This is a genomic window from Verrucomicrobiota bacterium, from assembly GCA_016871495.1.
Taxonomy (GTDB): domain Bacteria; phylum Verrucomicrobiota; class Verrucomicrobiia; order Limisphaerales; family VHDF01; genus VHDF01.
This window is the reverse complement of the sequence record VHDF01000032.1, coordinates 32,611-51,259: the sequence shown is the minus strand read 5'-3', so window position 1 is coordinate 51,259 and position 18,649 is coordinate 32,611. Positions and strand designations below refer to the sequence as shown.

Annotated in this window: 14 protein-coding genes; 9 read left to right on the top strand and 5 right to left on the bottom strand. The window is 60.3% G+C overall.

Translation table 11 applies throughout. From position 1 onward, the window contains the following. Positions 1-91: 91 nt before the first annotated feature. Positions 92-1,141 carry a glutamine synthetase gene (locus FJ404_09280; GenBank protein MBM3823061.1) on the bottom strand — a complete coding sequence of 350 codons (1,050 nt, stop codon included), beginning with the start codon at positions 1,139-1,141 and terminating at the stop codon, positions 92-94. A gap of 365 nt (positions 1,142-1,506) precedes the next feature. On the opposite strand from FJ404_09280, the gene FJ404_09275 reads away from it, so the two are divergent. Both FJ404_09275 and FJ404_09270 read left to right on the top strand, forming a co-directional pair. After that, the gene (locus FJ404_09275; protein ID MBM3823060.1) at positions 1,507-1,887 is read left to right on the top strand and encodes a serine/threonine protein phosphatase; all 381 of its coding nucleotides are present in this window, start codon (positions 1,507-1,509) and stop codon (positions 1,885-1,887) included. A gap of 12 nt (positions 1,888-1,899) precedes the next feature. Beyond that, positions 1,900-2,742, top strand: coding sequence for a serine/threonine-protein phosphatase (locus FJ404_09270; GenBank protein MBM3823059.1), 843 nt, complete (start codon positions 1,900-1,902; stop codon positions 2,740-2,742). An 82-nt stretch (positions 2,743-2,824) separates the two neighbouring features. Here FJ404_09270 and FJ404_09265 read toward each other — a convergent pair whose 3' ends face one another. Continuing rightward, positions 2,825-3,160 carry a hypothetical protein gene (locus tag FJ404_09265; GenBank protein ID MBM3823058.1) on the bottom strand — a complete coding sequence of 112 codons (336 nt, stop codon included), beginning with the start codon at positions 3,158-3,160 and terminating at the stop codon, positions 2,825-2,827. Positions 3,161-3,313: 153 nt separating this feature from the next. Between FJ404_09265 and FJ404_09260 the strand changes: the two genes are divergently transcribed. Next, positions 3,314-4,582 carry an adenylosuccinate synthase gene (locus tag FJ404_09260; protein ID MBM3823057.1) on the top strand — a complete coding sequence of 423 codons (1,269 nt, stop codon included), beginning with the start codon at positions 3,314-3,316 and terminating at the stop codon, positions 4,580-4,582. Between the two features lie 14 nt (positions 4,583-4,596). On the opposite strand, the gene FJ404_09255 is transcribed toward FJ404_09260, so the two are convergent. Together FJ404_09255 and FJ404_09250 are read right to left on the bottom strand one after the other, a co-directional pair. After that, positions 4,597-6,042 (bottom strand): DUF1501 domain-containing protein, encoded by a 1,446-nt coding sequence (locus FJ404_09255; protein ID MBM3823056.1) that lies wholly within the window; start codon positions 6,040-6,042, stop codon positions 4,597-4,599. Between the two features lie 16 nt (positions 6,043-6,058). Further along, positions 6,059-9,187 carry a DUF1553 domain-containing protein gene (locus FJ404_09250; protein MBM3823055.1) on the bottom strand — a complete coding sequence of 1,043 codons (3,129 nt, stop codon included), beginning with the start codon at positions 9,185-9,187 and terminating at the stop codon, positions 6,059-6,061. A 335-nt stretch (positions 9,188-9,522) separates the two neighbouring features. Here FJ404_09250 and FJ404_09245 point away from each other — a divergent pair, with 335 nt between their 5' ends. The 3 genes from FJ404_09245 to glnD all read left to right on the top strand — a co-directional run bounded on the left by FJ404_09245 (position 9,523) and on the right by glnD (position 14,022). Next, positions 9,523-10,311, top strand: a complete 789-nt coding sequence (locus tag FJ404_09245; GenBank protein ID MBM3823054.1) for a ParA family protein — start codon at positions 9,523-9,525, stop codon at positions 10,309-10,311. Positions 10,312-10,394: 83 nt separating this feature from the next. Beyond that, on the top strand, positions 10,395-11,222 hold the full coding sequence (locus tag FJ404_09240) for an MBL fold metallo-hydrolase (protein MBM3823053.1): 828 nt from the start codon (positions 10,395-10,397) through the stop codon (positions 11,220-11,222). After that, on the top strand, positions 11,203-14,022 hold the full coding sequence (gene glnD / locus FJ404_09235) for a [protein-PII] uridylyltransferase (protein MBM3823052.1): 2,820 nt from the start codon (positions 11,203-11,205) through the stop codon (positions 14,020-14,022). The genes FJ404_09240 and glnD overlap by 20 nt, the downstream gene beginning before the upstream one ends. Positions 14,023-14,149: 127 nt before the next feature. Here the strand turns inward: glnD and FJ404_09230 are convergent, their stop codons facing one another. Continuing rightward, positions 14,150-15,520 carry a Gfo/Idh/MocA family oxidoreductase gene (locus FJ404_09230; protein MBM3823051.1) on the bottom strand — a complete coding sequence of 457 codons (1,371 nt, stop codon included), beginning with the start codon at positions 15,518-15,520 and terminating at the stop codon, positions 14,150-14,152. Positions 15,521-15,726: 206 nt separating this feature from the next. Here FJ404_09230 and FJ404_09225 point away from each other — a divergent pair, with 206 nt between their 5' ends. Genes FJ404_09225 through FJ404_09215 form a run of 3 tightly spaced genes read left to right on the top strand, consistent with a single transcriptional unit; the run spans position 15,727 to position 18,502 of the window. Further along, positions 15,727-16,608 carry a phosphoenolpyruvate hydrolase family protein gene (locus FJ404_09225; protein MBM3823050.1) on the top strand — a complete coding sequence of 294 codons (882 nt, stop codon included), beginning with the start codon at positions 15,727-15,729 and terminating at the stop codon, positions 16,606-16,608. A gap of 29 nt (positions 16,609-16,637) precedes the next feature. Beyond that, positions 16,638-18,023 (top strand): hypothetical protein, encoded by a 1,386-nt coding sequence (locus FJ404_09220; GenBank protein MBM3823049.1) that lies wholly within the window; start codon positions 16,638-16,640, stop codon positions 18,021-18,023. Further along, entirely contained in the window at positions 18,020-18,502 is a 483-nt protein-coding gene (locus FJ404_09215; protein MBM3823048.1) for a hypothetical protein, read from the top strand. Before FJ404_09220 ends, FJ404_09215 begins: the two co-directional genes overlap by 4 nt. Positions 18,503-18,649: the final 147 nt, after the last annotated feature.

Genomic DNA, 18,649 nt, shown 5'->3' with positions numbered 1-18,649 from the left:
CGGTCACCGACAACCTCTGGATGCGGGCGGCAGAAAAAAAACCAGCGCCCTTGCGGGCGCTGGTTTATGAATGCCGTTCGGAAGCCGCTGGTTATTTGCCCTTCGACGGCTTGGCGGCCTTGGTCGGTACCGTCGCAATCGTTTGCAGGATGCGGCTGGTCACCTTGTAGGGTTCCGCCTGGCTGTTGGGGCGGCGGTCTTCGAGGTAGCCGCGATAGTTATTGTTCACGAAGCTATGGGGGACGCGGACCGAGGCGCCACGGTTGGCCACGCCATAGTTGAACTTGTCGATGGATTGAGTTTCGTGCAGGCCGGTGAGGCGGAGATGATTGTCCGGACCATACACGGCGATGTGTTCGTTCTTGTATTTGTCGAAGGCTGCCATCAGCGCTTCGAAGTATTCCTTGCCGCCCACTTCACGCATGTGTTTGGTCGAGAAATTGGTGTGCATGCCCGAGCCGTTCCAATCCACGTCTTTGCCGAGAGGTTTGCAGTGGAAATTCACGTCGACACGGTATTTTTCGCAGAGGCGCATCATGAGATAGCGTGCGACCCACATTTGATCCGCCGCGCTGCGGGAACCCTTGCCGAAGATTTGGAACTCCCATTGTCCTTTGGCGACCTCGGCGTTGATGCCTTCGTGGTTGATGCCCGCTTCCAGGCAGAGGTCGAGGTGCGTATCGACAATTTCGCGGGCGACGTCGCCGACGTTCCGGTAGCCCACGCCGGTGTAGTACTCGCCCTGAGGAAAAGGATAACCGCCGCCACAGGGGAAGCCGAGGGGAACTCCGTTTTGGTAGAGAAAGTATTCTTGTTCGAAACCGAACCAAGCGTCCGGGTCATCAAGAATGGTCGCGCGGGAATTGCTCGCGTGCGGAGTCTTGCCGTCCGGCATCATGACTTCACACATGACCAGCACGCCGTTCTTTTTGGTGGGATCGGGGAAGTGCGCGACGGGCTTCAACATGCAATCCGAGCTGTGTCCCTCGGCCTGGCGAGTGGAACTGCCATCGAAACCCCAGAGGGGAAGTTGATCCAGTTTCGGGAAGCTGTTGTAATCCGCCACTTTCGTCTTACCGCGGATGTTCGGGACGGGTTCGTAGCCGTCGAGCCAGAGGTATTCGAGTTTGTATTTGGCCATGTGCGCTGAGTATTTTTGGGTTTGTACGGTTCTAATCTCGCGGGAGCCGGAGCCCCCGAAAAGCACTTTGAACGGCCGACCATGAGCACCATGCGTGCCCATCGCAAGTTCTTTTCATGATCGCTCCGGTTTGGTCGATGTTTGTGATTGATCATCAATCGTGTATCGATGGATCGGGGTCTCCATGGGCTTTCGACTTTCCTTCTGCGATGGTGGCGATTTTTGCGCAATCTGATCAAAACGAGACACGGAGACGTTCCGATCTTGCATTTGACCGCTCAGCCATGAATTCCTTGGGCGGAACACCGGTTTCATTTCCGATCATCCCATTTTAACGAGTCCCGTCATCACCACGACCGCCCGCCATGCTGAAAGTCAAGGACACCTTGCGATCCACCGTGCATCTGACCTACGACGGACGCGTCGTAAAGGTGTTTCACGGTCCGAACGCCGCGGAACGTTTCGCCAACGAGGTCAAGGTGCTGCGTTACCTCGAGCGAAAGGGATGTTTTTTTGTGCCGCGGGTGCTGGAGGCCGATGCCGGGCAATTGAAGCTCATTACGTCCAGTTGCGGTGGACGCGTGGATCACCTGGACGAGAAACGGACGAGGGAACTCTTCGCGGAGTTGGAGAGTTTCGGTGTCCGTCACGACGACCCGGAGATGCGCAATGTGACCTATCGTCCCTCGGACGGACGTTTTTGCGTCATTGATTTCGAATTCGCGACCATTCTTCAGCCCGGTTGATTTGTTTATTTCATGTCTTACGCCAAACGCGGAAAACCCAAAGGCCGGTTGCGCTGGCACGGCTGGACTGATGTCGGTCGCTATCGCAAGAACAACGAGGATTCCTTTCTCGGTTTGATGTACGACGGCAAAGAGATTCATCGCCTGGGCAAGAGCGGCGAGATTTCGAGCGCGTCGGTTGATTTCGCCTTCGCGGTCAGTGATGGCATGGGTGGGGCCAACGCCGGGGAATACGCGAGCCACATTGCCACGGAACGCCTCACCACGCTTTTGCCGCGGTGTTTTCAGTTGGCGGCTGCCGGCCTGGAGGCGGGCATCCCCGATGTGCTGGCCGAGTTGTTCGACCAGATTCATCGCACGCTCATTGAGCACGGACGGGTGTATGCCGAGTGTGCGGGGATGGAATCCACGCTGAGCCTGTGCTGGTTTGTGCCCGGGCGAATGTACTTGGGGCACGTGGGGGACAGCCGGATTTACTATCTTCCCCAAAGCACGGGGGAGTTGAAACAAGTCACCCAGGATGACACCTATGTGGGTTGGTTGTTGCGCACGGGGCAGATTAACGATCGGGAAGCACGCACGCATCCCCGAAGGAACGTGCTGCAGAAGGCGCTCGGGGGCGGGAATCAATTTGTCGATCCGCAGGTGGGCGTGGTGAAATGCGAGGCGGGCGACAAGTTTCTCATTTGCAGCGACGGTCTCATCGATGGCTTGTTCGACACCGGCCTGCTCGATGTGCTGCGTCCATCCGTTCCTTGGCCCGCCAAGGAAGACCCGGCGGAAAAGTTGGTTGCCCATGCGGTCCGGAACAGCGGACGGGACAACACAACCGCCATCGTGATCGAACTTCTCTAGCCACCCGACGAGGCGGCCGGGATACGCTCTCTCGGATCCGGAAGCTGCTCCCGTGATCCGCGACCAAAAGGAAATTTCCGGTTCAAGGCGCCGACTCGCGCCGCTCGGGAGGAGGCTTTGTCGTCTCGCGTTGCCGCAAACGTTTGCCCGTGCATGCGTCGAGCCGTCGAGCCAGTGCATCCAGAGGTTGTTTGTCGTGTGGCGCAGGCTGGGCAGCCTGCGAAACAGCAGACAGGGCTGTCTGCGTGACCACGATAACCCGGTCACCGACAACCTCTGGAGGCACCGCGTCGAACCCGTGTATCCCGATGTTGTTGGTAGGGCGGGCCTGTCCCAGCCCGCCGCCCACGGGATGCAAAACATCATGCTCCGGCGGCGCGCCGGGACGGACGCGCCCTACCTGCATCACCGGCAACATCGGGATGCACCGGCGTCGAACTCAACGGGACAAAGGTGTTTGACAGGGTCCTTGAAGCTTGCCTAGGGTCACAGCGTTTCCGCCGCATGAGAGCCCCGACTGGAACGTTCGGGGCTTTTTCATTGCGGCGAGGGCTCAATTCGATTCGCGCATATGGCCAATACGATCCTCGTCGGCGCTCAATGGGGCGACGAAGGCAAGGGTAAGATCATCGACGTCCTCACCGAGGGGGCTGAAATCGTCGTTCGTTCGCAAGGCGGCAACAACGCCGGGCACACCGTCTATGTGGGCAGGGACAAATATGTCCTCCACCTGATTCCGTCCGGCATTCTGCGCCAGGGCAAAATCTGCGTCATCGGCAACGGCGTCGTGGTGGATCCCGTATCGCTCGTGGGCGAGATCGACGGATTGAAGAAGCTTGGCATCGAGGTGGCTGGACGCCTTTGGCTCAGCGAAACGGCCCACGTCGTGTTGCCTTATCACCGCGAACTCGACGCCTTGCGCGAGTTGGCCAAGGGATCGCGCAAACTCGGAACGACCAAGCGCGGGATCGGACCGGCTTATGGGGACAAGGCCGCGCGAGTGGGCCTTCGCGTCATCGATCTCCTGGATGCGAAACGCTTTCCAGAGTTGTTACGGGAACGCGTTGAGGAAAACAACCGGGTGCTCGTGGCGGGAGGAGTCCGGCCGCTTTCATTCAAGAAGGTTTTGGCGGACCTGACCAAGGCGGCTTCGCGATTGCGTCCCCATGTGACCAACACCGTCGTGTTCCTGCACGCGGCGACCCGGCGGCGCGCTGAAGTTCTCTTTGAGGGCGCGCAAGGAACGTTTCTGGATATCGACCACGGAACCTATCCGTTCGTGACTTCCTCGAATACGACGGCGGGAGGGGCTTGCACGGGGTCCGGGGTTCCGCCCAACCGCATCGATCGCGTGGTGGGGGTGATGAAGGCTTATACGACTCGCGTGGGTGAAGGTCCGCTGCCGACGGAGGATCCGGCCCTGGGTGATCTTTTGCACGGCATGGGCCGCGAGTTCGGCGCCACGACAGGTCGAGCCCGCCGTTGCGGCTGGCTGGACGCGGTGGTGACGCGGCAAGCGGCGATCGTCAATGGGATTGACGATATCGCGGTGACGAATCTCGACGGGTTGGACACGCTCGAAGTCGTCAAGGTGTGCATCGGCTACCGCGTTGGGTCGCGCCGATTGGATCATGTTCCGAATCGCATTGAGGATTTTGCGGCTTGCCGTCCGATCTATGTCGAATTCCCCGGTTGGCGGCGTTCCACCGAATCGGTGAGGCGGTGGAAGGATCTGCCGCTGGCGGCACGCCAGTATCTCAAGGCCGTCGCGGAGTTGACGGGCGCGAAGTTATCGATCGTTTCCGTCGGCCCGGCTCGCGAACAAACGTTCTCAGCTTGAATGCCGGCCAAACTTCAGGCCAACAGATCTTTGACGACGTGGCCGTGCACGTCGGTGAGGCGGAAATCTCGGCCCTGGAATCGATAGGTCAGTTTGGTGTGATCGAAACCCAGCGCGTGCAGGATGGTGGCGTGCAGGTCATGCACGTGGACCTTGTCGCGTGAGGCATTGAATCCCAATTCATCCGATTCCCCGTAAGAGATACCGGGCTTCGTTCCGCCTCCCGCCATCCACATGGTGAAGCAATTCGGGTGATGATCCCGCCCGTCGTCTCCGCCTTGCACCATGGGCGTGCGGCCGAATTCGCCCCCCCAGATGACCAGGGTATCTTCCAGCATGCCGCGATCCTTCAGATCTTTCACCAGGGCGGCGCAGGCTCGATCCGTGTCACGGCAGTTTTTCTGCAGGTCTTTGACCAAATTGCCGTGTTGATCCCAGGCTTCGTGAAAGAGTTGGACGAAACGGACGCCTCGCTCGACCAACCGGCGTGCGAGCAAACAGTTGTTGGCAAACGAGGCTTTGCCGGGTTCCGCGCCGTAAGCTTCGATCACGGACTTCGGTTCTTTGGAAAGATCCATCAGCTCCGGGGCCGCGGATTGCATGCGATAGGCCATTTCATAGGCATTGATGCGCGTCGCAATTTCAGGATCGCCCACCGCACCCAGGCGCTTCTCGTTCAACTTGCGAAGGACATCCAGGGAATCGCGCTGTACTTCGGTGTCCATGCCTTTGGGATTGGACAGATAGAGCACGGGATCGCCTGAATTCCGGAACAGCACGCCCTGGTAAAGCGAGGGGAGGAATCCACAGCCCCAGTTGGACGCGCCGCCGCTGGTGCCTTTCGAGCCGGAGCTGAAGACCACGAACGCCGGCAGATCCGAGGAAACGCTCCCTAAACCGTAGGTGGTCCACGCTCCCAGGCTGGGTCGTCCGAACATTTGCGACCCGGTGTTCATGAAGATTTGTCCCGGAGCGTGATTGAACGCCTCGGTATGGAGCGATTTCACGATCGCGATGTCGTCCACCACGCCCGCCAGATGCGGGAGGAGTTCGCTGAGTTCGGCGCCGGATTTTCCGTGCCGGGCAAACTTGAACTTGGGTCCGAGCAGCGTGGATTGGGGGTTGATGAACGCCGCCCTGTAACCTTGGAGCAGTTCCGCGGGCGGCAACTTGCCGTTGAACCTGGCCAGTTCGGGTTTGTAATCGAAGAGTTCCAGATGACTGGGTGCGCCCGCCATGAAGAGGTAAATGACCCGTTTGGCCTTCCCATGGAAGTGGGGATGCTTGGGGGCGAGGGGATTGGATCCTGCTTGGGCGGCGGCTTGCAGCGTGGGATCCGCGAGGAGCGAGCCCAACGCGATGGAGCCCAGACCGACTCCACACTCCCGGAAAAACCATCGCCGCGTCCGGTAGCGCCGATACTCCAAAGCCAAGTCTTGCGACCGTGTGGTTCTATTCATGAGCGTGCTGGTCTTTCTATTCCTTCGTCATGGTCTCGTCCAAATTCAGCAGCACCCGGGCCAAAACGGTGTAGGCAGCCCATTGAGTTGGACTGGATCCCTTCAATCCCTGAGGCGGGGCGGATTTGCCCGTGGCGATCTCGGAGGCCGAGATCCAGCCTTCGGCCAGGCGTTTTGACTGTCGTTCCACCAAGCCGCGGAGTTCCCGCTCCTCGTCTTTCGAGGGAGCGCGGGAGAGCACTCGGCGGAAGGCGTAGCGAACGCGTTCGGAGTCAGAATTGCCGCCGTGATCGAGCGTGGTTTTGGCGAGGGCTTGGGCGCATTCGACAAAGACCGGGTCGTTGAGGGCGACGAGCGCCTGCAAGGGCGTATTGGAGCGCAAACGGCGCACGCACGCCGCGTCACCGTTCGGAGTGTCAAAGATTTGCAGGGAAGGGTAAGGGGTGGAACGGCGGCGGAAGGTGTAGACGGTGCGGCGATACCGGTCCGGCCCGGTTTCCTCCTTCCAGGGAAAAGGGGCGTAACTCGCCGGAGGTTGGAAGAGGAATTCGGGTGCGGGCGAAAAGAGGGACGGCCCTCCGATTTTGGGATTGAGCAGGCCGCTGGCCGCGAGCGCGATGTCCCGCACGATTTCTCCCTCGACCCGCAGCCTCGCGCCGCGAGCCAGAAGTCGATTGTAGGGATCCCTTTCCAGGAGTTCCTGGCTGACGCGCGAATGCTGGCGGTAGGTTTTGGAAGTGACGATGAGGCGGTGGAGTTTTTTCAAACTCCAGCCGGTATCCATGAATTCCACGGCCAGCCAATCGAGCAGTTCCGGATGCGAAGGGGCTTCGCTCTGGACCCCGAAGTCCTCGGGGGACGCCACCAACCCGGTGCCGAAATAGGTTTGCCAGACGCGGTTCACGATGACCCGTGCCGTGGTGGGCGAACTTCGGTCCACGAGCCACAGCGCGAAGCGCATGCGCGCGGGTTCGCTGCCGGGGCGGAGCGGGTGCATGAAGGCTGGCACGCCCGCGTCCACCTTCGACAGGGGTTTGAGCCAGTCCCCGCGCTTGAGCAGGCTGGTCATGCGGGGTTCGTCGCGGGATTGGAAGGTCAAAGTTGTGGACCCAGCCGGCCATTGCTGCCAGAGCTGCTCTATTTTTTCGTTGATGGGAGCCATGGCGGGAACCGTTGCCCGCCAGTGGGAAAAGAGCGCCAATTTCTGAGCCGGCGTTCTTTCCGAAGCTGGTTTGGCGAGGACTTCACGGAGCCTGGGCGGCAGGGGATCCGCTTCCGCTTGGGTGGACTCGGCAAAACTCAGCCGGAATCGGCCGAGGTTGTTGTTCATGTGGTCGTCTGAATTCCACCCGCCATGGTTCTGGCGTAGTTTGAGATCCAGGATGACGCCCTTGGGAAAACGCAGCGGCTTTTCGGGAACAAAAACGGCCTGTCGCGGGACGTTCCGCCGACCGGGTCCGGCGTCCATGCCCCAGGCGGTGTCGTCCTTGCCGTCGATGGCAAAGCTCACGGGGCCGGTGACCCGGCGCTTGTCCGTTTTATCGTAAAAATTCGATTCCAGCTCCCGTTCCGGATTGGCGTAATCCGCCGTCGCCTTGGTCCATCGGACGGTGATTTTGTTGGTGGGTTCTGCCAAATCGGTGGCTTCGACGGCGAACTCTGTCAACGCGCAGGTACCCATGAACGAGCGTCCCGGGCCGTTGCAAGGCAAGTTGGGATCGTTCAGGAGCTCGATTCGGAAGCTGCCGATGTGCGCTTCGGTGAGGTGGCCGCGCAGGTGGGTGGTGAATTTCGTGGGAGCGTAGCCTTGGGCCAAGATCGAGCCATCGGCTTGCGCGAGGTAACGCTGGCCGTGATCGCCGGCGTTCGTGAGCGAAAGACTGGTCCAGCGATCAGGCGCCTTGAGTCCGCGCTCCCAGACGGCCATCTGCTCCTCCCAGTTGGGATGAGCCTCCCGCAGCCTGGATTCATGCTCGCCGATCGAACGTTTGATTTCCTCGATCTTCATCAGTTCATCCGCTGCATAAACGACCCGCTGGGCTTCATGGTCGTTGTTCAGAAACGCGAACAATTTGTAATACTCCTCCTGGGTGAGGGGATCGTATTTATGGTTGTGGCATTGGGCGCATTGAATCGTCAGGCCGAGGACGCTCTTGCCGATGCAATCCATGCGGTCGAACATGGCATCCATCCGAAATTGCTCGGGGTCCACCCCGCCTTCCTCGTTCAACATCGCGTGGCGAAGAAAACCGGTGGCGACGATTTGGTCCTGAGTGGCTCGTGGACGCAGATCCCCGGCAATTTGATCGACGAGGAATGCGTCGTAAGGCAGGTCCCGGTTGAGGGATTGAATGACCCAGTCGCGATAAAACCAGACGGCCCGGGATTTGTCCTTCTCGAACCCATCCGAATCGGCGTAACGCGCGGCGTCCAGCCAGTGCCGCCCCCATCGCTCGCCGTAGTGTTCGGACTTCAACAAGCGGTCCACTTGCCTTTCGTAAGCCCCGGGGCTCCGGTCGGCGTTGAAGGCGCCCACTTCGAAAGGCGCGGGAGGCAGGCCGATCAAGTCCAAGGAAAGCCGTCGTAGCAGCGTGGTGCGGTCGGCTTCCGGCGCCATGGAGAGTTTCTCTCGTTCCAGCCGGGCTTTGACGAAGGCATCGATGGGATGCGGGGAGGGTTTGGAATCGGGGATGGACGGAATGGGAGGGCGTGTCGGCGAAGAAAACGCCCAATGCGAGGCGTAGGGCGCGCCTTGATCGATCCAAGTTTGGATCTTCGCGATTTGGGCCTCTGTCAGGGGCTTTTTCGCTTGGGCCGGGGGCATCTTCTCGTCCGGATCCGACGTCACCAACCTTTGCCAGAGCGGGCTGGCTTTGGCGTTGCCCGGAACGAGGACGACCTGACCCGAAGCGGTCTGCAGAGCGCCCTCGCGGGTGTCGAGCCTGAGTTTGCCTTTGCGTTCCGCCTCGTCCGGTCCATGACATTTGAAACAGTGGTCGGAAAGAATGGGGCGGATGTCTTTTTGGAAGTCGACCGTGGCCGCGGCTTGGGCGGGCGCCGAACTGCCGATCAGGAATCCGAAACTGAGCAAGCCCAAGACGCGCGAAAGAACCGTTTTCCAAGTCAAGCGGGCGGAATGGACCATGGATGGAAGGATGGCAGAAGCGGTCGATTGGGTCCATAGCGTTTGGCGGACGACCAGCCGTTCTGCCCATGAACCTCAAATCGCCACCCTTAATTATGAAGCAGTTCCACGTGCTGAGATTCATGGACGCAACGCGCGGAGAAAGTCCGGGGTGTTCTCATTTTGACTGATCAAGGTAGGGCGCGCACTCCGCTGCGCGCCGAAACCGGGTGATTCCAATGGCGGCGCGCACGGAGTGACGCGCCCCACCCACCCAAATGAGAACTGCTGGAGGCCGACGTTCAACGCTAGTTGAAAGCCTTGCCAGCCGAGTCGGCAGGCTTTTCTATAGTCGCATGCCTGCACGAGTGATCGCGGTCGCGAATCAAAAGGGAGGGGTGGGAAAGACCACCACCGCCGTCAACCTGGCCGCCAGTCTGGCCGCGATGGGGAAAAACGTCCTTTTGCTCGATTTGGATCCCCAGGCCAATGCCACGAGCGGGCTTGGCGTGGAGAAGGTGGCCGGACGAAGCGCTTACCCGTCGTTGTTGGGAGAACAACCGCTCGCTTCCCAGCGAGTTTCCACGCGTTACGAGCGTTTGTGCATCATTCCGAGCGAGGTGGACATGTGCGGAGCGGAGATCGAAGTCGCGAGGTTGGACCGCCATTTGGAGCGGCTCAAGATGGCCCTCGCTCCATTGCAAGCGGAGCAGACGCACGAACTGATTCTCATCGATTGTCCCCCTTCGCTCGGCATTCTGACGCTCAACGCGTTTTGCGCGGCGGACTATTTGCTCGTTCCCTTGCAATGCGAATACTACGCCCTGGAGGGGATCTCGATGATTACCCGGCTGCTGCAACAGTTGCGCGACAACGGAGCGAATCCGGGGCTGGCTTTGCTGGGCGTGGTGATGACGATGTTCGACGGGCGAACGCGCCTTTCCCAGCAAGTGGTGGGAGAGGTTCGCGAACATTTCGGCAGCCAGGTTTTTGAGACCGTCATTCCCCGCACGACCCGGCTGGCGGAGGCGCCCAGTTTCGGGAAACCGATCCTCGACTATGACAAGTACAGCGCAGGGGCTTCCGCCTACGAGGTGCTGGCCCAGGAAGTCGCGACTCGCCTGGACGCCAAATCCTCGCGGTAAGACCGCAACGCGCGTCTTGATGGGGTGGCCCTTTCGGACAGTCTGGCGTTGCCGGACGCTTGCCGCCCGCCTAAACTTTCGCCATGAACCTTGAAGACAATTTGGGCGATGTGCTGCGCAAAGCGCGCATGATGGCGAAGGTTGAATTGGCGGATGCGGCTCGCGTGGCCGGACTGTCCGAGTCTGACTACGGACAATTGGAAGATACCGGCAAGTGCGCCCGAACGCCTGACTTGATCAAGCTGGGTGGGCTGTTGGGCATCGACGGCAAGCGGGCAGAGAAGATCGGTCAAGGCTGGCTGCCCACGCCACCCGTGCTTTCCGCGTGGCGGGAATTTCGGCAAATCACCACGGAAGGGGACGGCATGGCCGTGCATGCCTACTTGATTTGGGATGAGGCGACTCGCGAAGCCGCTCTTTTTGATACGGGATTCGACGCCGCTCCCATCGTGGCGTTGCTGGACCAGCATCGCCTGGATCTCAAACACCTCTTCATCACGCACAGCCATGCGGATCATCTGGCAGCCTTGCAGCCGCTCCGCGACCGCTACCCCAACGTCCGCTTGCATTCCAACATCAAGGCCGCCCCGCCGGACCAACGCAATCGCCCCAACGACTTTGTCCAGGTCGGGAGCCTGCGCATCACCAATCGCGATACTCCGGGGCACGCGGAGGACGGGGTGACGTATGTGGTGGGGAATTTCCCGGACGACGCGCCCAACCTCGCCGTGGTGGGTGACGCGATCTTTGCCGGATCCATGGGAGGAGCCAAGGATCATGGCCCGCTGGCCAAGCAAAAGGTTCGCGAACAGATCCTTTCCCTGCCGCCCTCCACGCTCATCTGCCCCGGGCACGGACCGCTGACCACCGTGGGCCAGGAGCGCGAGCACAATCCGTTCTACCCTGGCTGAACCTGTCCCGGTGTCCCGAGTTTTCGATGTCATCCGGACCGAGGCCGCGTTGAAACTGGCGGTCGCTCCGGAGTCCCATGTTCGCGACGCGCTCCCGCGCTTCAAAGAGTTTCTTCCCTGGGCGAATCGCCGCTTGAGAGAATGGCATGAGGAGGGCGCGGGCGGGCGGGAGCTTTGCACGGCATGCTCGGGGGCTCTGGATTTGTTTCTCGCTTCGGTGCTGGCCGGGATTCCCTTGGGGAACGGATCGCCGGCGCGGTTGCCCCGGCTGGCGGTGGTGGCTCATGGCGGGTACGGACGCGAGGAACTGAGCCCCTGCAGCGACGTGGACCTTCTTTTTCTCCACGACGGAACGTTAAAGAAAGGTGTCAGGGATCATCCCTGGGTGCAGTGTGTGGCGGGGGAGGGATTGCTCTGGGATTTGGGGTTGGAGTCGAATCCCCTCTGCTTTTCGATCGACGAGGCGATTCGGCATGCCAATCAGGACATGGTTTCAAAAACCGCTTTCCTGGAAACTCGACTGCTGGCGGGAGACCGCGGCCTTTTTTCCGAGTTTTCGAAAGTTTTGGCGGACAAGTGCGTTCATGGCCACGAGAACGAATACATCGAGATGCGGCTGCAAGATCAGATCGATCGCCGTTCCAAGTTTGGAAATTCGGCCTGCATGGTGGAGCCCAACCTCAAGAACGGGTGTGGCGGGCTGCGGGACTACCAGAACCTGCTGTGGATGGCGCGGTTTCGGTACGGGGCGCGTTCCTTGGAGGCGCTTGAGTCCCAGAAACACATCACCGCGGAAGAGCGGGAGGCGCTTCATGCGGCGCATGATTTTCTTCTCCGTGTGCGCAACGAGCTGCATTTCCGCTACGCGAAGCGGATCGATGTGTTGCATAAGAGCTTTCAGCCTTCCGTGGCGACGGGCTTGGGCTATTCCAGCCGCTCCCCCAGCGGGAGGCTGGAGGAGTTCATGGGCGATTTGTATGCGCACATGCGGAACGTGTATCTGACCACCAAGACGGTCGAGCGGCGATTGGCGCTCCTGCCGCAACCCAAGCGGCTGCCCACGTTTAAACAGTTTCTCCAGCAGCGCAAGGAACGGGCCCAGTATCCGGTCGATGGCTTCAAGTTCATCGACGGGGAGGTGTATCCCGAGCATGAGCAGGTGATCCAGGCGGACCCGCGGCGGCTCATGCGCTTGTTTCTTCATGCCCAAAGCCGCCAGGTGGTGCTGCATCCCCACACCGTTCAGCTCGTGAAACAAAGCTTGGGATTGGTGGACCGCGAGTTTCTCAAGGACGAGCACGTGCGGACCACCTTTCTCGAAATCCTGGGTTATCGCGGCCAGGTGGGCCGCGTGTTGCACGAGATGCACGAAGCGGGTTTGCTGGGGCGTTATCTGCCCGAGTTCGGCCGTCTTACGTGCAAGGTGCAGCACGAGTTTTTTCACCAATACGCCGTGGATGAGCACACGCTGGTTTGCCTCGAGAAACTCGATGAACTTTGGAACGATCAGCAGTGTTCCGATCAGCGTTATCTCGAGGTTTTTCGAGGATTGGACGCTCCCCATGTGCTGTCCCTGGCTCTCCTGTTGCACGACGCCGGCAAGGCCGAGAAAGGGGAGCGGCACGAAATCTCCGGGGTGAAAATCGCCGCTCGCGTGGCCCGGCGCCTTCAACTCGATCCCGCCGCTGAGGAAAACTTGCTCTTCCTCGTCGAGCATCATCTGCTCATGGCCCAGGTTTCGCAGAAGCGCGACTTGGACGACCCCGCCGAAATCCAGGAATTCGCCCAACGGGTGGGTTCCATGGATCAGTTGCGCATGCTGCTGCTGCTTACACGATCCGATTCGCTGGGCACCAACAATCAGATGTGGAACGGATTCAAGGACTCGCTGATCTGGACGCTTTACACCCGCGCGGCCGAATTGTTGCTCGAGCAAACCCACCGGATATCGACCCAGCAGGTCCTGGAGCAGCACCTGTCGCAGGAGGTGCGCCGGCTTGGCCGGGGGGTGGTGGAGGCCGAGGACGTCGACGCTCATTTTCAAGGCATGCCCTCCCGATACTTTCGCGTCTTCGAAGCCCCGACGATTTTGGGCGACATCCGCATGGTGCGGGAGTTCAAGGAAAGCCGCCTGCGCGAGGGAAGCGGGAATTCCAAGCCTGTCGTGCGCTGGCACGACGACGTGGACCGAGGGTTTACCGAGGCGCGCATCTGCACTTGGGATCGAGCCGGGCTTTTCAGCCGTCTGACGGGATCGTTGTCAGCCTCCGGCCTGAGCATTCTGGGAGCGCAAGTCTTCACGCGAAACGACGGCATCGCGATCGACACCTTCTATGTCCAGGAATCCGGCAAGAACCCTTACGCGTCGCCGGCCCGCCGATCCGGGTTTGAGGAAAACCTGGAGAAGCTGTTCGCGGGAAGACTCGATCTTGACGCGGAGGTTCGTCAGGCGATCAGGGCGGAAGCCGTTCCGGCGTGGATCGAAGTGAGGGAATTGGCGGTTGAAGTGAAGCTTGATAACCGCGCTTCCTCCAAGCGCACGGCCATTGAGGTCATCGCCCCGGATCGCTCGGGTTTGCTCTACGTCATCTCCAAAACCCTGGCAAAACTTCAGCTCGACCTGCAGTTGGCGAAGATTTGCACGGAGAACGGAGCCGTCACCGACGTGTTCTATGCCGTGGAGGGGGTGGGCGAACACGCGGGGCTTCCCGTCACGGGTGAATCCAGGGTTCAGCAGATTTGCCGCACGCTCCAATCCGAGATCGAAGCGTGGTTCGAGCGAGGCAAGCAGCCGTTCTGAATCACGCTTTCAACCTGGGGGCTGGTCGCTGCTGCCCGTCCCGAGTTCGAGGGGCTTCTTGTTCCGTTGGCAAAAAGAAAAGGCCGCGCACGTGTTGTGCGCGGCCCTTGCTTGATGGAATGGAATCTCAGGACAAGTCCGACGAGCCGTAGGTGAGCGGCTTCACTTCCTTGCCGTCGGCCGTGGTGATCTTGCGGGTCTTTTCGTCGAAGAGGCAGGTGATCTTGAGCCGGTCCGACATTTCCGCCAGGGAGATGACTGTTTGCACCTTGATGCCGAGATCGATGCCGGCGTGAGGCTCCTTGTTGGTGCGAATGGCTTGGAACCAATCCTTCTCGTGCCACTTGATGTCCTCGCCGGGTTGAATCCCTTCGTGTGTTTCCGGATCGATGTCCTCGGTGAAAGGACGTTCGGGCGTCAATTGCACACGGTTGCCGGCCATGTAGAGCGTCGCTTTGTGGCCCTGGATCATGTCACGGAAGCCCTGTTCGTTGACGGTCGAGCTCGCCACGATGAGCGTGAGGCCGCTGGGGAACTCAGCCAGCATCTGGATGCTTTCCGCCACGTCGCGTTCCGGTGTCCCCGGGGTCAGTCGGTCGGTGTGAATCGCTTTGGTTCCGATGGTGCAGACGCGGGTCGGGAATTCCGGACTGCCCGTGGCCAGCATCAAGGGATGGAGGCGGTGTGGGAACAGATCGCCAAGCAAGCCCGAGCAATACGGATAATACTTCCGCCAGCGGAAATAGTGGTCGTTGTTGAATTCCACTTTTTTGTGGACCCCGCCCAGCCACGCCTTCCAATTGACGTCCTCCGGGGTGCACCAGGATTGGATGGGGTAGTTCCATTCACCTTTGTGGCTGTTGCGCATGTAGGAGCCCTGGGCGATGACCATAGGGCCGATCTTGCCGCCCTTCACGAGCGAAGCGGCCTTGTGCCACTTGGCGTCCGAGCATCCCTGGGAACCCACCTGCAGCTTCTTGCCGGTGCTCTTGACGGTGTCGTGGATGCGAAAGGCCTCATCAAGATAGCGCGTCATGGGTTTTTCCACGTAGACGTGCTTGCCCGCGTTCATGGCGTCGATGGAACAGGGCGTATGCCAGTGGTCCACCGTCGAAATGCAAACGGCGTCGATGTCTTTGTTTTCCAGTAGCTTGCGATAATCTTCGAATCCGGCACAATCACCGCCGATGGCGGCTTTCGCCTCGTTGATGCGGTGTTTTGAAACGTCGCATACGGACGCGAGCGCCACGTTGTTGTCGGCGGCATTGTTTTTGATGCTCCGCACGTGGGCCATGCCTTGACCGCCGACGCCGATGAAGCCGATGACGATGCGGTCATTGGCCCCAACGACGCGTCCGGCGGAAGGCGCTTGGTTTTGCCCGTAAACCGGGGTTTTGAGGACGTTACCGGCGGCGACCACGGCGGCGGCGGCGGAAGCCGTGCGTATGAATTCGCGGCGTGAAGAACCTTGTGTTGGGGTCATTGTTTTCTGTTCCATATGCAGTTGCATTCTAGGGTTGAGATGTGAGAGTTAGATTTAGCTCAAGCCACTTCTCGGTCAATCCCGAATCCTTCGATTCCGCCAGTTTCGACGGCTCCAGTGTTGCCTTTCTTCAGTCCAATCGACATTCTCCTCCGCCGTCGCCGGCACACCATGGGCGCCCGTGCCTGCGGCCACATTCATCGAACAACGCCTCATCGACTATGCCGAATCCGTGGACAGGAAAAGGGAATCCTTACACTCGCAAAGAAGTCATTGAACGGCTTCGAGCCACCCTGAAGAGGGGTGAGCCCATCATCGCGGCGGGCGCCGGGACCGGCATCAGCGCCAAGTTCATCGAGAAAGGCGGCGCCGATCTCATCATCATTTATAATTCCGGAAGGTTCCGAATGTCGGGCCACGGATCCACGTGCGGGCTGATGGCTTACGGGGACGCGAATGCCGTCGCCATGGAGATCGGCGAGTATGAGGTGCTGCCGGTGGTGCAAGAGGTGCCTGTCATCTGCGGGGTGCATGCCACCGACCCCCGCCGCCGCATGTGGCACTGGCTCTTGAAGGTCAAAGACATGGGGTTTTCGGGCGTCAACAATTTCCCCACGCACTGCATCGTCGACGGCCATTTCCGCGACGTGCTCGAGGAAACGGGGATGAGTGTGAAGAAGGAATTCGAGATGGTGGCTCTCGCGAGGAAGATGGATCTCTTCAGCATCGTCTATGTCTCTTCGCCTGAGGAATCCAAAGCCATGGCGGAAGCGGGGGCGGATGCCATCATCGCCCACGTGGGCACGACGGTCGGCGGCACGATTGGCGTTCGTCGCGCGGTTTGCTCGATGGACGATGCCGTGGGCCGCACGCAGGTTATCATCGACGCGGCGCGATCCGTCCGGAAGGACATCTTTTTCCTGTCGCACGGAGGGCCGATTGGCACTCCGAAGGATGCCGCGTATGTCAACGAGAATACCGATTGCGTGGGCTTCGTGGGGGCATCCAGCCTGGAGCGTCTTGCGGTCGAGGATTCCCTCACCTCGCTGACCCGCGAGTTCAAGAGCATTCCGGTGCGTGGAGCCAGGCGGAACAAACGGTAACCTGAAGACGGCAACCGCTGATCGCGACTTTGCGGAGATCTTTCCACGGAATGGGGGTTTGGGCGCTCGCCGGGCTCCTCGGGTTGGTCGGCTATCATTCGCCCATCGGCGTTTCCTCAGTTTCTCCGCGACGCGCCTACGAGCAGGTTAATGCCAGTGCCTTGACCGGGACGAGACTCAGTGCCGGGACCCTGACTGTTCTCCACCGCTACAACTTGTCGGAGCACTCGCGGTCGAACTCCGACCGCGTGCTTCGCGACCTTCACGACATCGCCCTCGGCGATGCTCGCCGTGATGTCTTGCTGGCGCTGTCCGAGGTCAATTTCGCCGAAGGGGAACGTGCCTTGCGCAGCCCGAAAACCTCGCGAAGAGCCCAAGCCGCGGGCTGCTTTTTGGCTTCCGCCGCCTACGCCTATTGGTTTTTGTTCTCCGAGGATAAGCGCGATCCTCCGCCCGCTGCCTACGACCGGGAATTTCGCCTCGCCTGCGATCTCTACAATCGCGCCCTGGTTCCCGCGCTTTCCGTCGGTCGCACAGGTCGCATCCAATTCCTGGCGGGGCGGCGAGAGCTGTCGGTGGGGTCCATGGACATCACGGTGGAAAGGCCCAGATTTCCGTGGGAACTGAGCCGGTTCGAACGATTTGAACCTTCAGATCGCTTCGCGGTTCGCGGCGTGAGCGTGCGATTGCGCGATCCGGGTCTCGGCCTGCCTTTCATCGCCATCGAGAAAGAGGCTGCCAAGCAGCCGTTTCCAAGACGCGCCGCGGCCACGGCTTTTTTGCGGATCGAGGGAACTGCGTCTGACTTGATGCGCGGCGGCGTCCGGGCGCGCATCGAGCTCTACTCCACCTACGACGAGGAGAATGTCCAGGTTCAGGAGCGATGGATCCCGCTTGAAACAGACAACACCACTCCCCTGGCCTTTGCGCTTGAGGATTCGCCCCTGTGGGAACTGGGGCTGCGCCAGTTCTTTTCCGGCGAGCAGTGGGTCAAGAACGACGTCTATCTTACTCAGCCTTACCAGCGAGGCAAAATTCCCGTTGTCTTCGTGCATGGGACGGCCAGCAGCCCGGTGTGGTGGGCCGAAATGTGGAATTCATTGCGGGCCGATCCTGTCCTGAGGAAACGCTATCAATTTTGGGCTTACCTCTACAATACCGGCAATCCCATCAACCATTCTGCGGCCAAATTGCGGGAGTCCCTCGCTTCCACGCTTCATCGATACGATCCGAACGGGGAAGGTCCGGCTCTGCGGGAGATGGTGGTGGTGGGCCACAGCCAGGGTGGTTTGCTCACCAAAATGACGGTGGTGGAAAGCGGGGACACCCTGTGGCGGTCGATGAACAAGAAACCCTTCGATCCCGCGATGCTCAAAGCAAAGGATCGCGATCTTGTCGAAAAGCGTTTTTTATGAATCCGCTGCCGTTTGTAAAACGGGTGGTGTTCATCGCCACCCCGCACCGGGGCAGTCATTTGGCGAATCCCTGGTTTGCCAAACTTCTCCGGACTTGGATTTCCTTTCCGGCCGAAGTCGTCCGCTTTGGAGAAGCGTTGTTGAGGGTCCGCGGGGAGGAAGGTCCGCCCCTGGAACTTCCCTCGATCCTTCCCACCAGTGTGGAGAACATGTCTCCCGACAATCCACTGCTCCAATCGCTGGCCGTGCTCCCCATCGCTGCGGGCGTGCGCGCCCACTCCATCGTCGCCGTCGAGGGCGAGGGGTTGCCTGAAGAGGGTGGCGACGGCGTCGTGGCATACCGCAGCGCGCATCTCGAGGGTGTGCCCACGAGCGTGGTGCGCGCCTCGCACTCGTGTCAGGACAAACCCGAGACCATCGAAGTCATGCGCAAGATCCTGACCGAGCACCTTCGTGAGGTGGACGCGCGCGGCGAGTAACCCCCGGGGAGCCGGTGGAAACCGCCCGGCGGCGAGAGACAAAAGCCCAGCGATTCATCGCTGAGCTGGGGCAAGCCAAAGGGGGTGAGGTCCCGGAGGGACGACCGATATCCCGTTGAACCTGCCATGCCCCTTTGAAGACACGCC

What these genes read in the sequence shown, in the direction of transcription:
- FJ404_09280 (MBM3823061.1), bottom strand. Translation starts at nt 1,141, where the DNA reads ATGGCCAAATACAAACTCGAATACCTCTGGCTCGACGGCTACGAACCC.
- FJ404_09275 (MBM3823060.1), top strand. Translation starts at nt 1,507, where the DNA reads ATGCTGAAAGTCAAGGACACCTTGCGATCCACCGTGCATCTGACCTAC.
- FJ404_09270 (MBM3823059.1), top strand. Translation starts at nt 1,900, where the DNA reads ATGTCTTACGCCAAACGCGGAAAACCCAAAGGCCGGTTGCGCTGGCAC.
- FJ404_09265 (MBM3823058.1), bottom strand. Translation starts at nt 3,160, where the DNA reads ATGTTGCCGGTGATGCAGGTAGGGCGCGTCCGTCCCGGCGCGCCGCCG.
- FJ404_09260 (MBM3823057.1), top strand. Translation starts at nt 3,314, where the DNA reads ATGGCCAATACGATCCTCGTCGGCGCTCAATGGGGCGACGAAGGCAAG.
- FJ404_09255 (MBM3823056.1), bottom strand. Translation starts at nt 6,042, where the DNA reads ATGAATAGAACCACACGGTCGCAAGACTTGGCTTTGGAGTATCGGCGC.
- FJ404_09250 (MBM3823055.1), bottom strand. Translation starts at nt 9,187, where the DNA reads ATGGTCCATTCCGCCCGCTTGACTTGGAAAACGGTTCTTTCGCGCGTC.
- FJ404_09245 (MBM3823054.1), top strand. Translation starts at nt 9,523, where the DNA reads ATGCCTGCACGAGTGATCGCGGTCGCGAATCAAAAGGGAGGGGTGGGA.
- FJ404_09240 (MBM3823053.1), top strand. Translation starts at nt 10,395, where the DNA reads ATGAACCTTGAAGACAATTTGGGCGATGTGCTGCGCAAAGCGCGCATG.
- FJ404_09230 (MBM3823051.1), bottom strand. Translation starts at nt 15,520, where the DNA reads ATGGAACAGAAAACAATGACCCCAACACAAGGTTCTTCACGCCGCGAA.
- FJ404_09225 (MBM3823050.1), top strand. Translation starts at nt 15,727, where the DNA reads ATGCCGAATCCGTGGACAGGAAAAGGGAATCCTTACACTCGCAAAGAA.
- FJ404_09215 (MBM3823048.1), top strand. Translation starts at nt 18,020, where the DNA reads ATGAATCCGCTGCCGTTTGTAAAACGGGTGGTGTTCATCGCCACCCCG.